This window comes from Streptomyces sp. NPDC042259 (assembly GCF_055582085.1).
The window spans coordinates 462106-475005 of the sequence record NZ_JBVJDW010000004.1; the positions used below are offsets into that span (position 1 = coordinate 462106).

At 64.4% G+C, this 12900-nt stretch carries 10 protein-coding genes and 2 pseudogenes; 2 read left to right on the top strand and 10 right to left on the bottom strand.

The features are described from left to right. The 8 genes and pseudogenes from ACZ6MA_RS14310 to ACZ6MA_RS14345 form a co-directional block, all read right to left on the bottom strand. Positions 1-990 carry a PD-(D/E)XK motif protein gene (locus ACZ6MA_RS14310; RefSeq protein WP_469433715.1) on the bottom strand — a complete coding sequence of 330 codons (990 nt, stop codon included), beginning with the start codon at positions 988-990 and terminating at the stop codon, positions 1-3. After that, positions 990-3803 carry a Z1 domain-containing protein gene (locus tag ACZ6MA_RS14315; protein ID WP_469433717.1) on the bottom strand — a complete coding sequence of 938 codons (2814 nt, stop codon included), beginning with the start codon at positions 3801-3803 and terminating at the stop codon, positions 990-992. The genes ACZ6MA_RS14310 and ACZ6MA_RS14315 overlap by 1 nt, the downstream gene beginning before the upstream one ends. A gap of 3 nt (positions 3804-3806) precedes the next feature. Continuing rightward, complete coding sequence (locus ACZ6MA_RS14320; protein ID WP_469433718.1) at positions 3807-5273, bottom strand: ATP-binding protein; 1467 nt, start codon at positions 5271-5273, stop codon at positions 3807-3809. Positions 5274-6077: 804 nt separating this feature from the next. Continuing rightward, the gene (locus ACZ6MA_RS14325) at positions 6078-7250 is read right to left on the bottom strand and encodes a serine hydrolase domain-containing protein (protein ID WP_469433719.1); all 1173 of its coding nucleotides are present in this window, start codon (positions 7248-7250) and stop codon (positions 6078-6080) included. Positions 7251-7339: 89 nt separating this feature from the next. Further along, positions 7340-7873: a 2OG-Fe(II) oxygenase gene (locus tag ACZ6MA_RS14330; protein ID WP_469433720.1), complete on the bottom strand. Its 534-nt coding sequence runs from the start codon at positions 7871-7873 to the stop codon at positions 7340-7342. After that, positions 7870-8337 carry a DALR domain-containing protein gene (locus ACZ6MA_RS14335; RefSeq protein WP_469434118.1) on the bottom strand — a complete coding sequence of 156 codons (468 nt, stop codon included), beginning with the start codon at positions 8335-8337 and terminating at the stop codon, positions 7870-7872. Before ACZ6MA_RS14335 ends, ACZ6MA_RS14330 begins: the two co-directional genes overlap by 4 nt. A 24-nt stretch (positions 8338-8361) precedes the next feature. Next, positions 8362-9248 (bottom strand): annotated as a pseudogene (gene cysS / locus ACZ6MA_RS14340) (cysteine--tRNA ligase); the annotation flags it as partial. Between the two features lie 51 nt (positions 9249-9299). Then, positions 9300-9446: a hypothetical protein gene (locus ACZ6MA_RS14345; protein ID WP_469433722.1), complete on the bottom strand. Its 147-nt coding sequence runs from the start codon at positions 9444-9446 to the stop codon at positions 9300-9302. A 10-nt stretch (positions 9447-9456) separates the two neighbouring features. Here ACZ6MA_RS14345 and ACZ6MA_RS14350 point away from each other — a divergent pair, with 10 nt between their 5' ends. Then, the gene (locus ACZ6MA_RS14350) at positions 9457-10926 is read left to right on the top strand and encodes a recombinase zinc ribbon domain-containing protein (protein WP_469433723.1); all 1470 of its coding nucleotides are present in this window, start codon (positions 9457-9459) and stop codon (positions 10924-10926) included. Continuing rightward, positions 10902-11639, top strand: a pseudogene (locus tag ACZ6MA_RS14355) (ABC transporter permease); the annotation flags it as partial. The gene ACZ6MA_RS14350 and the pseudogene ACZ6MA_RS14355, both read left to right, overlap by 25 nt. Before the next feature lie 134 nt (positions 11640-11773). Here the strand turns inward: ACZ6MA_RS14355 and greA are convergent. Beyond that, a complete protein-coding gene (gene greA, locus ACZ6MA_RS14360) occupies positions 11774-12271 on the bottom strand; it encodes a transcription elongation factor GreA (RefSeq protein WP_130879623.1) in 498 nt (165 codons plus the stop codon). Between the two features lie 187 nt (positions 12272-12458). After that, entirely contained in the window at positions 12459-12869 is a 411-nt protein-coding gene (locus tag ACZ6MA_RS14365) for a DUF4307 domain-containing protein (RefSeq protein ID WP_469433724.1), read from the bottom strand. Positions 12870-12900 lie beyond the last annotated feature (31 nt).

Sequence of the window (12900 nt, forward strand, 5' to 3'; positions counted from 1 at the left end):
CTACCCCTCTGCCTTGTCGGCCTGCGCGACCGACGACTGCACCGATCGTTCGTCCACTCGATACGAACCGCAGTCAGACAGATCGACAATGTATGTTACCCCGGACACTCCTGACGGCAGGTCAGAGGGGGTCAGCCGCGGAAATCCTTCACCTACACGAAAGAATTGTCTGCGGCTCAGTGCGTACCGGTCGTTAACGTATTGATCTCTATGGGCATCAAGCCAGCCGGCTTCAAGTAGGCAGTTTTCGAACCATGCGCGTTCGTGCTGGACGCGAGGATCGCCGCGGAGCTCGTCAACGACGTCGGCTAGAGAGGCACCATTCTGCGAGCCTGCAACCACTTGGTGCACGAGGTACAGATCTGTCCCTGTAACGGCGTCCAGTTGGTGCTCGCTGCTGATTCGACATCTGCTTGAGTCTCTGCGTGAGACGGTCTTCACCTCAAGCGCAGTCGAGAAGTGTACGAAGTCCTTTGGTGCCCCTGAGGGGCCGACCCATGCAGTGATGCCAGCTGAGCCGATGGCCGGCAGCAGTACATCCTGGAGTGCCACCAATTCGCCAAACAGCCCAACGCGGGCTTCCGGAGTGAGGCCCGTCGGGAGGCCTCGGTCCAGCATCTTGCGCCAAGCGTTGAGTCGGCGCACCAGAGCTGATGTGGGAGTTGCTGTCGGGACATGGAGCTGCCGCACGAGATCGGCAAGCAGTGTGCAGAATAGGAACCGGTCCGTCTCAGGGCTGGCGACAACCTCCACGGAGCCGGTTCTGGTACGGCAGGTGAGCCCGGAGGCAAGCACCAGATCGCGGTCTTCGAGCTCTTCCGCGCTGTGGACCAGTAGCGCCCATTCACGGCTTGGGAAGCGGACTTCGGTGAAGACATTGAGAGATGACTCAGGCAAGAGCCTCCGGCGAATCGCGCCGGGGGTCTCACTGCCTTCGGCCTCAGCTTTGTAAAAGCTCTGTTCGAGTTGCTCTGGAGTGCTTGCAGTCATCACTCTTCACCCTCGGCATATTCGTCAACAGCTTTCCGGAGGCCGTCGAGAAATACCTGATTTACTCGGTACTTAATCTTCTCTGCTCGGTCGGAGTGGGGAAATACGACTGCGAAACCTACGACAGGGGTCGAAGGGTCTGGAACTTCGATTTCGGAAGCAAGTGGATCGATGGGGTATACGAGCAGCAAGCCCTCGCCGGGATCGCGAAGCCGGCGTAGGGTTTCGCCGCTTGCGCGCTTGGGTTCCCGAGCCTTTCCGCTATCGCGGAAATCTGCAACAGTCATATTGAATGCTCTGGTGACGGTACCCAAAGAAAGCCCTAGGGCCTCGTGGGCGGGGCTCACCAGAACGCCGAGTTCGCATTCCCCATCAAGTACCCTGGAGTGGGTGATCGTCCGCCTCTTCACGAGCGGAACGTCGAGGCCGGTGATGTTCAGGCGATTTGCTGAAACTCCTCCCGTGATTGCGACGGTCCATCGGAGGAGCTCGCCTTTCGCCACCTGGTTTCTGATGTACGGGATCAGATTCTCTGGATTGGCTGTGAGGACGCGTGGTGAGACGCTGAAGCCATCGAGAAAATCAAGAATATCCTGTGGTGGGACCTGCTGTCGGAAGAACCCCCTCCCCGCGCCGTTCAGATTTTCACTGGGCACGGGATCGAGCGGGAGAATCCGATCTACGAGCCGCTCGAGACGGGCGAAGTTTTCCGCCTGTGCTCGCTTGTCTGTTCGCATGACCAGGGTTTCCGCTCGAGTCGCAGAGAGGCTCACTGTCATGACCTGCGATGAGCGCATCTTCGTGGCAGCTGTTACCTGCAGGTTTCCCTTGCCGTCCAGCACCCGGAGGCCAACGTGCTTGGGTGTTTGCTGTGCTCGTGAAACGGCCGCGGTGAGGTCCATCAGCTCTCGGTTGGCGCGGGTGATGTGGACGTAGTAGTTGACTAGTTCCTTGGTGGTATACAGGCGAGTTACGTCCAGGTACCCCGGGCGATATCCGAACCACCGGCCCATTTGCAGGAGCGTGTCGTATGTCTTCGAAGCTCGGAGGTAATACGAGACCGTTAGGCCTTCGAGGGTGAGGCCACGGGAGAGTTTGTCGCCGCCCACTGCCACGACGGTCACCGGGGTAGTCGACTGGTATTCGAGCACGTCGGCCGCAGTGCCGTTGATCCGCTTCACATTGGAGGCCGCCTCTTCCAGAACGAGAGGAATGAACTGCTCGACGTTCTCCCAAGAGACTGGCGGGCCGGCAAGAGCGCTGACGTCATCACGCCCTACGATCTCTTCGCGGGTGGGGGAGATGTCCCGGTGCCAGAGATCGATTAGTCGTGACCGCAGTTCACGTCCGACCTTTCCGTAATCTCCCCAGTCGTCCGACATTCCTTGCAGATGATCCTCGATCTGCCTGGCGATCTCACCTTGGACATCAGTCCAACGGGTCACATGGACGAGCATGGTGTTGTGGCCGCCAGCTACGTCGTAATCCCTCGCACGCACTCTCCGTACTGCCGTGGAAAGCAAGAATGCGTCGAGTGCCTCCACGAGAGAAGGCGGCAGCTGATTGCCGGGGCGCTGCCCCTTCTTGTGCCCATCGGGAAGCCATGCCTCGTGGTCGTCCACATTGCGGATTATTGGCAGGGGTTCGCGGATTTCAGCAGCGGAGGGATCCTCCAAACCGAACACCACTTCGGGGCCGCAGTAATTGGACGGTGGTTCCAGCGCGACAAGGAAGCTCTTGGGGAATAGGTCATCTCCGTATTCGGGGTGCTCCGTGGCGTCAGGGATGAAGATGTTCGCGAACGGCGTTGCGGTATACGCGATATATGCCCGCTTCTCGAACAATTCCAGCAATCCGCGGATTGCCTTGTTGATGGCGGTGGGGTCGTGATCCGGGTCGCTCTGGTTGCTTCCCTTGCTTGGGCGTTTGGTGTCCACGGAGGCATAATCGGCCTCGTCGTCGATCAGGAGGAGTGGCAGGTTGCGAATGACGCGAGGCTCGCCGCTATCCCCCGTAGCGAAGTTGCCCAGCCAATCCTTCAAGTTTTCCAAGATGCGGGCATTCTTCTTGGAGACCACGAGGACGGAAACTTCATTGATGTTCACCGGCGTGCCCTGGAATTGGGCAGTAGTGAAGTCGCTCACCTGAGTGGTAACTGGCTGACAGATCGTCGGCTTCTTCATTCCCAGTGTGCCGACTCCGATGATGACAGAGCTGTCGGCGTCCGGATTCCTGCTGAGCTTGCTATTGAAGCCGAGGAATTCTTTGTCGAGTCGAGCCTGCGTCTGGTGGCGGAGACTCTCGTGCTGACTGGTCAGAACGACAACCACCTGATAGCCGGCGTCAGCGGCCTTGCAAATTAGGCCAGTGTAGCTAGCGGTCTTGCCGGACTGAACTTGTCCGTAGACCATCCCGTACGTCTTCCAGGAGCCGACGCGTTCTGGATTTTCAAGAAGCCCGAGGATCTGGTCCGTTGTTTCGTCGAGGGCCTCAACGGTGCTTGGCTTCCATGCCTTGGTGAGCCATTCTGCATATCGCTTCCAGTATGCAAAGTCAATCTCCTTGCGCCTATTCGGCAACCAAGGGATGTGGTCTCCGGGGTCGCTAACCACCACAGCCTGTGGAACCCAAACATCGAAATCGCCCTCAAGGAGCCGAGCAACCTCGTCCACGGAGACTGCCCCAGCGGCTGAGAGCATGTCGGCTGCCTCTTGTGCCAGCTGCTTGAATCGTTCGGTCGTGCGCTCGTGCTTCTCGAGCCCCAGGACCTTCTGTTTTGCCAATGTTAGCGCGGCGCCTGTGAGGTCGGTCACGGGTTACATCTCCTCGGGGGAATCAGTTTCGAAGATCTCTCTGACGAGGCCGGGATGGCGGCAGAAGGGCTCTGCCTTGATTAGTGCCTCGGCCAAGGCCGTTCGCTTTGAAGGATCCCGGGGGAGCTCTGCGAGCAGTGCGCGCAACATCGCCAGGACTGCCTCTGTGTCTGGCTGTTCCGGTTGGGGCCGAGGCTCCTCGGGACGGCCAGCGGCTATCTCCTGTGCGATGAGCTCGCGGGGCAGTGTGGTCTCGACGAGTCGCAGGATTCCCTCCAGCGCATCACCACCAGAGCCGGTCAGTACAGCGGCAACGAGCGGGTGTTCCCTGTTGATGGCGTACTCGGACTGCCCGATCCGACGGACTTGCTGCCACACAGGTTGGACTCGGGGCCGTTGCCCTCGGGTTCGAGTAGGAGTGCCGCGGTGGGTGAAAACCCTCTCGGATCTGGATCGGGCATCTTCCGCCAGCTCGATGAGCCTTTGCTCCAGTGGGGCGGGGGGCCGCAGGGTTGATTTTCTAACGTCGACTGCCCACGCCAGATCTACGCCGGGTGGGATCTCGAGCGAGATCCTGGCGAGTCGGGTGGGGGCGGAGTTATGCATGCCGCCCAATCCCAACCAGCCGCCGGCCACCACGAGACGCTCACCTCGGTACACATAGAAACCTTGCCGAGCGAGCATGCCTCCAGGGCCAGATGCCGAAGCTCTTTGCTCCTTGCTCAGCCTCGAGGGGTGGGGGAGGATGACAGGGTTGACCCTGATGCATTGGCCTTCGTAGGTCAGCTCTTCAATGCCTCGGTCTTGTGTCGATCGATGGCGTCTCAGGTAGGGGTCCATGGGCTCGATTTGATTACGCCCGATGGTTAGGTTGAGTCGCCCCTTCGCCAAGAATCGGTGGAACGTGAGGGATAGTTCACGCCCTGACTCGCTAACCTTCCGGGAGAGAGACCTTCCGTGGCCGAGCTTGTCTGTGTTCCGCCAGATTATGGCTGTGCCCTGTCCGGTGAATCCGACTTGATCCGCGATGCGGAGGGCCCCGTCATCGGGCTGAGTGAGGACAAGCCACTCTTTGCGTTGGGCAACGTAGTCGATGTCCCACGTCCTGGCTGCAAGTTGACCGACAACGGTTCTTGAGAGAACGGTCAGTCGTCGCGCTTGGGACAGCGACGCAGTCTTCAGGCCCAAGCCGAACCGCCCCAGGTCCCCATTGTCTCTGGGCTGGTTCGGGTTCCGTGCGAAGCGCATGGCTGCGTGCAGCTCGGACTCGTCCATCCCGTGGCCATCGTCGACGATGGCCACCCAGGCATCGTCTGGATCTGAGCAGTACGCCACGCGGACGTTCTTCGCGTCTGCAGCGATGCTGTTGTCCACGAGATCGGCTAGCGCGGTGGGGAGGTCGTAGCCGAAGGCGCGCAGAGACTCGATGAGGTCTTCAGCGTATGGGTCGAGACGCTCTTCAGCGAGCACACTTGCCTGCATGCGGTGCTCCGGCCCTCCCTCGTCACTCGGCACTGGTTGAGAGGTTAGAGGAACGACCTGAGGGGTGTGGCCAGAGCGGCATATCTGGGACGCCGCTTCGAAGGCTGAGGGTCGCTTGATTCGTCCGCAGTCTCCGCGGCGTGGTTCTACAGGGCGGCGGACGCGAGGAGCCCTTCGGTGCGGCTTTCGAGGGACCTCGACGTCCGTCCCGAGGTGCGCGAACTCCTCTTCCTCCACGTCCCAGGTGGAGGACCTTCGCGGGGAGCTCCACCGCCTTCAGCGTCACGAGGGGCCTCGCGTGCGGCAGATGCGCGCTACAGCCCTGTCTGCCGGTCGGCAGTCCGGTGGCAGTGGGCGCCCTGAAAAGATGCCAGAGGTTGAGGGCACAGGTTGGGGACCCTTGGGTGCCCGGTTGCCTTCCAGGATTTTCGTCACCTCTATTGCGATGCCAGCCGCATGTCTGCCCGCTCCGCCTGAGTCGCTGAACCGGGCGGTCTCAGTTCGTCACCTCTGGCGGCCGGACTGAGCACGCATGTTTGTCCGGCCTTGCTGGAAGGTCTGGACATTAGACAAGGTCACCCTCGCAGTCCTCGCTGCATTCAGGCTCCTCAGCTTGACCCTCGGCTTCTGCGCAAGGCTCGGCCGTGAGGTAGAAGAGCTGCTTGACGCATGGCGAGGGCCAGCCGCTCGTATTCGTCGCTGGTGGCATGACTGACGGAATCGACCTTGACCTCCATGGCCTCGGCATACGTGCTGGTCAGGGCGGCAACGGACAAGAGGCGCGTCGCACGCTCACCCCATCGACATCCGCACCGTTTCGGCAAGCGTTGCCGCACGCACATCGTCCGAGCCGCTGATGATGTGGTTCATCACGTATCCAAAAGCGATGCCGTGCTCGGGGTCGGCGAAGGCGAGTGAGCCTCCGCGCCCGGTGTGGCCGAAGGCGTTCGGGCCGGTCATGAGGTTGCCCTCGGTGGGGAGCATGTATCCGGTGCTGAATCGGCTCGGGAACATCAGCACCTGGTCCCTGCCGCTGGCCTGCTCCTCGGTCGCGGACGTCAAGGTCTCCGGGGCGAGCAGGCGCACGCCGTCCACCTCCCCGATCAGCGCGGCGTACATGCGGGCGAGTGCTTGCGCGGTGCCGATTCCGTTGGAGGACGGAAGCTCGGCGGCCTGCACCTCGGGTGAGTCGAAGTCGATCGCGGCCGGGTCGGTGACTGCGTAGGCCCGGTTACTGAACGAGTTCGGGTCCCGCCAGGCGGCTACCTGTTCGCGGAGTTCCTCGGGAACGGCCTCCGCCGGCACTGTCGTGAGGTCGATGGCCGGTCGCCGGTATGCCAGGCGGCTGACGCGATCACGTTCGCCCGTCGGCAGGCCGATGTAGAAGTCCAGCCCGAGAGGGCTCGCGATCTCGTCGGCGAAGAAGCGGCCCGGCGAGCGACCGGAGACTCGGCGGATCACCTCGCCGACCAGCCAGCCCCAGGTTCGCCCGTGGTATCCGTGTGCGGTGCCCGGGGTCCACTGCGGGCGCTGGGCTGCCAGTGCTGCCGCCATGGGGTGCCAGGCCAGCGCCTCGGCCAGTGGGAGTGGCTCGTCCAGGGCAACCAGGCCCGCCTGGTGGGACAGAAGCCAGCGGACAGGGATGTCCGCCTTGCCGTTCGCCGCGAACTCTGGCCAGTACTTCGCCACCGGGGCATCGAGGTCGAGCATGCCGCGCTCGACAAGCATGTGCACCGCCGTCGCCGTGGCTCCCTTGGTCGCCGAGTAGACCAGTTGCAGGGTGTCCCGGTTCCACGGCCGGCCGGTCTCAGGGTCGGCGACACCGCCCCACAGATCGACAACCGGCCGACCGTGCCAGTAGACGCACACGGCCGCGCCGATGTCCCCGTGCTGGGTGAAGTTCGCGGCGAACGCCTCTCGGACCGGCTCGAATCCGGGCGCTACCTCACCGTTGATCGTCGTCATGCCGTTCATCCTGGCAGCGGTGCTGCCCCATCTGACAGGGGAACTGGCCTGAGTTCAACAGCGCTCGGCGTCGACCCGTACGACAAGGGTCACGCGCTCGCCCCTGGTGATCGGCCGACGCCGTGGATGTGGTCGCGGGTGGCGGGGAAAGCGACCAGGCTGCCGCAGGGGGGCTTCATCTCCTGGGCGGGGTTCTCGAAGAACAGCTCGCCCCCGCCGTAGGAGTCCGGGGTGTTGAGACAGATCACGAGGGTGAGGTCGCCGCCGACGACGGGCTGGCCGTTGGTTCGGGCCCGCTCACGCTCGATGTCGGTGACCTCGTCGTGGTGGGCGACGAAGCCGACGCCGGGGCCGTAGCGGTAGACGACAGCCGGCTGGTTGGGTATGCGCGTCGGGGCGATCTCGAAGTGGCTGCGGATGTGGGCGGCGCAGTGGGACATGACCGCCTCCTCCAGGTGCGTCGGAACCTCGACGTACTCGCTCTTGCGGAGCGATTCGTCGATGACGCCCTGATAGGTGCGCGGGCGGGCGGTGTGGTTCTTCACGTGGTCCATCAGCACTCCGCAGAGGCTGAGGGGGATGGCGCTCTCTACGACGAGCGGTAAGCGGTTCTTCCAGGTCATGAAGTCGTCTCCTTCCACCATCGGGTGCCTTCGGGCGAATCCTCAAGGACGACGCCCTGCTGGGTGAGCTGCTCGCGGATGGTGTCGGCCTCGGCGAACTTCCTCGCCGCGCGGAGCCGGTCGCGTCCCTTCACGAGTTCGTCGACGGCGGCGTCGCTCTGGGCGGAGCCGGGGATGTCGAACGTTCCGAAGAGGTTGTTCACGTCCTCGATCAGTCGCAGAGCAGCCGGACCGGCCGGCTCCTCCAGACGGTTCTGCTCGCGGATGTACTGGAACAGGGCGGCGAGGGCACCGGGGGTGTCGAAGTCGTCGTCCAGGCGCTCACGCATCTCGTTCCAGGCGTCGGCCGCGCGTTCGGCGTTGGCCTGGCTGTCGGTGTGCGCGGGGTCGATGGTCCGGGCGAAGTTCTCGATCCGGCGGCGGGCCCCTCGGGCCTGCTCCAGCGTGGAGTCGTTCAGCTCCATGGAGGAGCGGTAGTGCTGGGAGAGGAAGGCGTGTCGCAGGGTGCGGAAGTCCGTCCGGGCGAGGGCTTCGCGGATGGTCAGGAAGTTGCCGGTGCTCTTCGACATCTTCTCGCCGTCGACCCGCAGCAGGCCGGTGTGCATCCAGTACCGAGCCAGCGGCTCGATGCCGGACGCCGCTTCCATCTGGGCGACTTCGGCTTCGTGGTGCGGGAAGATCAGGTCGACGGCGCCACCGTGCAGGTCGTACGAGGGCCCGAAGAACGTCTCCGTGATCGCGGTGTCCTCGATGTGCCAGCCCGGCCGGCCTTGGCCGAGCTCGGTCTCCCAGAAAGGCTCGCCGTCCTTGCGGCCCTTCCACAGGGCGAAGTCGCCCGGGTTGCGCTTCTTCGTGTTGTCGTCGATCCGCGACACCGAGTCCTCCGGGCGCAGGTCGGTGCGGCCGGAGAGCTTGCCGTAGGCGGGAACGAAGCCAGGTCGAAGTACCAGCCGTCGTCGAGCTGGTAGGCGTGGCCGCGGTCGATCAGCCGCTTGATCTGGTCCACGATCGCGTTGATGTGGTCGTGGGCCCGCGCGTGGACGTCGACGCGGGTGTTCCCGAGCGCGGCCATGTCCTCCAGGTACTGCTTCTCGAAGAGGGCAGCGATCTCCTCAGGAGTGGAGCCCTCCTCCGCCGAGCGCCGGATGATCTTGTCGTCCACGTCGGTGATGTTCTGGAGGTACGTGACCTTGTACCCGCTCGCCTCCAGGTACCGGGCGATGAAGTCGAACTGCGTGTACGTCTTCGCGTGCCCGACGTGGCTGGGGCCGTACACGGTGGGTCCGCACACGAACATCCGTACCTCGGCCTCCCGCTCGGGGCGGAACTCCTCCGTGCGGCCGGTCAGCGTGTTGTGGACCTTGATCGACATCATGCCTCCTGTGTAAGCGGATCACGCAGCGTACTGACGCTCTGACGCCAGCTCCTAACTGGAACCGCCGTACTCACCGAAGGGGGCGAATCGCGGGGACGGCAGGGAGGCGAAGACCGAGGCTTCCTCCCCCAGCAGGTGGTGGTTGGCCTGCTGGTACGCCCTCCGCACCGCCGCGATTGCCCCAGGGCTCAGGTCCATGCCAACGTTCATGCTCGACGCCGACGGGAACCCTGCCCTCAACCCGGCGGAGGTCGAGCAGATCGAAGCGTTCGCCGACTTCATGACCAACGCGCCCGAGCCTGTGACGAGGGAGGACGGCGCCCGCCATCTCAACGCACTTGGCTACCGCACGCGCCGCGGGAAGCTCTGGGAGGGCGGGAACCTCGTCGCCCGGGTCCTGAAGGGGCTCAAGGGATACGTCGACTTCACGTTCGCCGGAGAGAACGAGGACGGCGACGAGATCACCACCAGCTATCGCGTCGAGATTCCCAAGACGCTTCCCGACGCCAAGGCTGAGGAGCTACTCGCCGCACTCGCACGAGGCGCACGCGTCAAGGGTCAGCACGGCAAGTACCTCCTGACGAATCGGTTGTTCAGCGTGTGCGGCGCACACCGGACCGGCGCGAGCGTCACGGAAGGACGTGCCGTCAACACTGCCGGTCGCTACTACCGGTGTTCCGCAGGCCGTCAGGACAACCCGACCCCGGACGCTCACCAGGACTGCTGGGAAATCCCCTGCGAGGACGTGGACGCGGCGGTCTGGGAGGAGGTGAAGACGCTGATGTCCGACAAGCAGAAGCTCCATGACCTCTTCCGGGAGTCCCTGGGGACGGTGCCCGAGCGAGCAGCCTCCTACCGCCGGCGCCTGGCGGAACTCGACGCGCAGATCGACAAGAAGCGGGGAACCCGCAAGCGCAAGATGGCTCTCCTGCTGGCATCGGTCGAAGAGAGCGACGAGGACGATGCCAGGCTCGTCGAAGAGCTGAGGACCGAGTTGCGGGAGCAGGAGGCGGAACTCGTACGGGAGCGTAAGCGCGTCTCGGAGTGGCTGGACGAGGTGGAGGGGCAGGAGGCGCGCGTCGCAACGACACTGGAGATGATCGACGGGGTCGAGAGCCCACTGAACGGCTTCACCTTCGAGCAGCAGGCCGATCTGCTTGACCTCCTGGACGTGCACGTCCAGATCGTCGGGAAGGGCGTCCCCCGGCACAAGGGGCTTGCCGATCCGATCGTGGAGTGGCACCGGGAGACCGGCGTCAAGATCCCCCTTGAGGTCACCGACGAGATGTGGGACTCCGTGCGCGGCATCCTCTCCGGGAATCGGCAGTGGGCCGACCCGCGCGGCGGCTTCGAGGTGATGCTCGAAAAGCTCCGTGAGGGGCGCGCGTGGAAGGAGTACAGCGGCTCCGAGCGCATCGGCGGACGCAGCTACGGCGCCCTGTACCGGCGTGTGACCCACTGGTTCCGGAGCGGCGAGTATGAGCGCGCCTTGGACGCCCTGGCGCCGTACGACGGCGTCCTCGTGCCTCCCGCGTACGTGTTGCCCCCGATGGTGGTCACCGGCGCGGCAGATCCGAAGTACACCACCCACTCCGCAAGAGAGGGGAGCCGCGACCGAGAGCGTAATGGCGCGAAGATCGGGGTGCAGGCTTCCCCGAGGTGGTCATTTTCGGGCTGATCCAGCCGATCATGTTCGTGGTGCTGTTCAGCTACGTGTTCGGCGGCTCGATCGCCGTGGGCGGCAACACCGACCCCTCCGCGTACCGGCAGTTCCTGATGGCGGGCATCTTCGCCCAGACCGTCACCTTCGCCACGGCCGGTGCCGGCGCGGGGATCGCCGACGACATGCACAAGGGGCTCATCGACCGCTTCCGGTCACTGCCCATGGCGCGCGGGGCCGTCCTCACGGGCCGTACGCTCGCCGACCTCGTCCAGACCGCGCTGACGCTGGTGGTGCTGGCGATCGTCGCCGTGATCGTGGGGTGGCGCACGCACGAGGGCATCCACAAGGTGCTCGCCGGCTTCGCCCTGCTTCTGCTGCTCGGTTACGCCTTCTCCTGGATCGGCGCGCTGATCGGACTGACGGTACGGACCCCCGAGGCGGCCACCTCGGGCGGCCTGATCTGGCTCTTTCCGCTGACCTTCATCTCGAACGCCTTCGTGCCGTCCGACAACATGCCGACCGCGCTGCGCTACATCGCCGAGTGGAACCCGTTCAGCGCGACGGTTCAGGCGGCCCGCCGGCTGTTCGGCAATCTGCCGGACGGCTACCCGGTACCGGCGGCGTGGCCGATGCAGCACCCGGTGTGGGCGTCGCTGATCTGGTCGGTGGTGATCATCGCCGTCTTCCGTGCCCTGTCGGTCCGCAAATACCGCTCGGCGACGGCTTGAGCCGATGGGTCCGGTACTGGGCGACGGGCCCGGCACGGGGCGGACGGGTGGGACGCGAAGAGCCCCGGACATCGAAGGAGGTCCGGGGCTCTTCGCGCGCGCCCGGGGGCCGGGCGCGCTCGGTTCAGGGCCGGTCAGGCCTGGTAGGGCTTGGCCTCCAGGATGCGGACCTTGGCCTTCTTGCCGTTCGGCAGCTCGTACTCGGCGTCCTCGCCGATCTTCTTGCCGTTCACGCCGGTGCCCAGCGGGGACTGGGGCGAGTACGTCTCGATGTCCGAGCTGGCGTACTCGCGGGAGGCGAGCAGGAAGTCGAGCGTGTCGTCCGGGTCGCCGTCGAAGGCGATGGTCACGACCATGCCGGGTGCGACCACACCGGTCGCGGCGGGAGCCTCACCGACCTTCGCGGCCTCCAGCAGCTGCGTGAGCTGACGCACACGGAGCTCCTGCTTGCCCTGCTCCTCCTTGGCCGCGTGGTACCCGCCGTTCTCTCGCAGGTCACCCTCCTCGCGGGCCGCCGCGATCTTCATCGCGATCTCGGTGCGAGCGGGACCAGACAGGTACTCCAGCTCGGCCTTGAGCTGGTCGTACGCCTCCTGAGTCAGCCAGGTGACGTTGTCGCTGGTCTGGGTCACAGGTGCTCCTCGTCGGTACTGGGAATGCTTGGGGATACATCGCGATACAAATGAACGCCCTACTCAGAAGGGTGCGCCTTCAGAGGTGGGCGAAACCACGAGCCTAACAATTCCGCGGGGGAAGGGGGAAGGAGCAAGCGGGCGAAACCGCGCAAGAATCACGTCAATGCAGGTCAGCGCGGTGTGATCAGCCGTTCGAAGCGAGCTTGCAACCCTCGAGTTGCGTCGCATACGCCCGCTGCGTCGTGCGGAGCGTGACCAGCTCGGTGAAATGGCTCTCCCGGCGGTCGAGCGTGACGTCCTTGCGCCCGGCCTCACTGCCGTCCTTGGCCAGCGAGCGCAGGGTGCACACCGCGTCGGCGTCCTTCTCCTTGCGGATCTCCAGCACCGCCTGAACGCTGGTGTCCGACATCGGCTTCGACCGGACGAGCTCACCGCTGACATCCGTCCCGGTGATGTAGTGCACACCCGACCAGGCGACCACACCGAGCAGCGCCGCGCCCAGCACCGCACCGATGATCTTGAGCTTGCGGTCCGCGCGCTCGTCCGCCGTACGGCCGTACCGACCCTCGGGCAGTCCGTCACGCACCGCAGCCATGATCTTTCCTCCTGGTCGGGGGGCCGGTGGA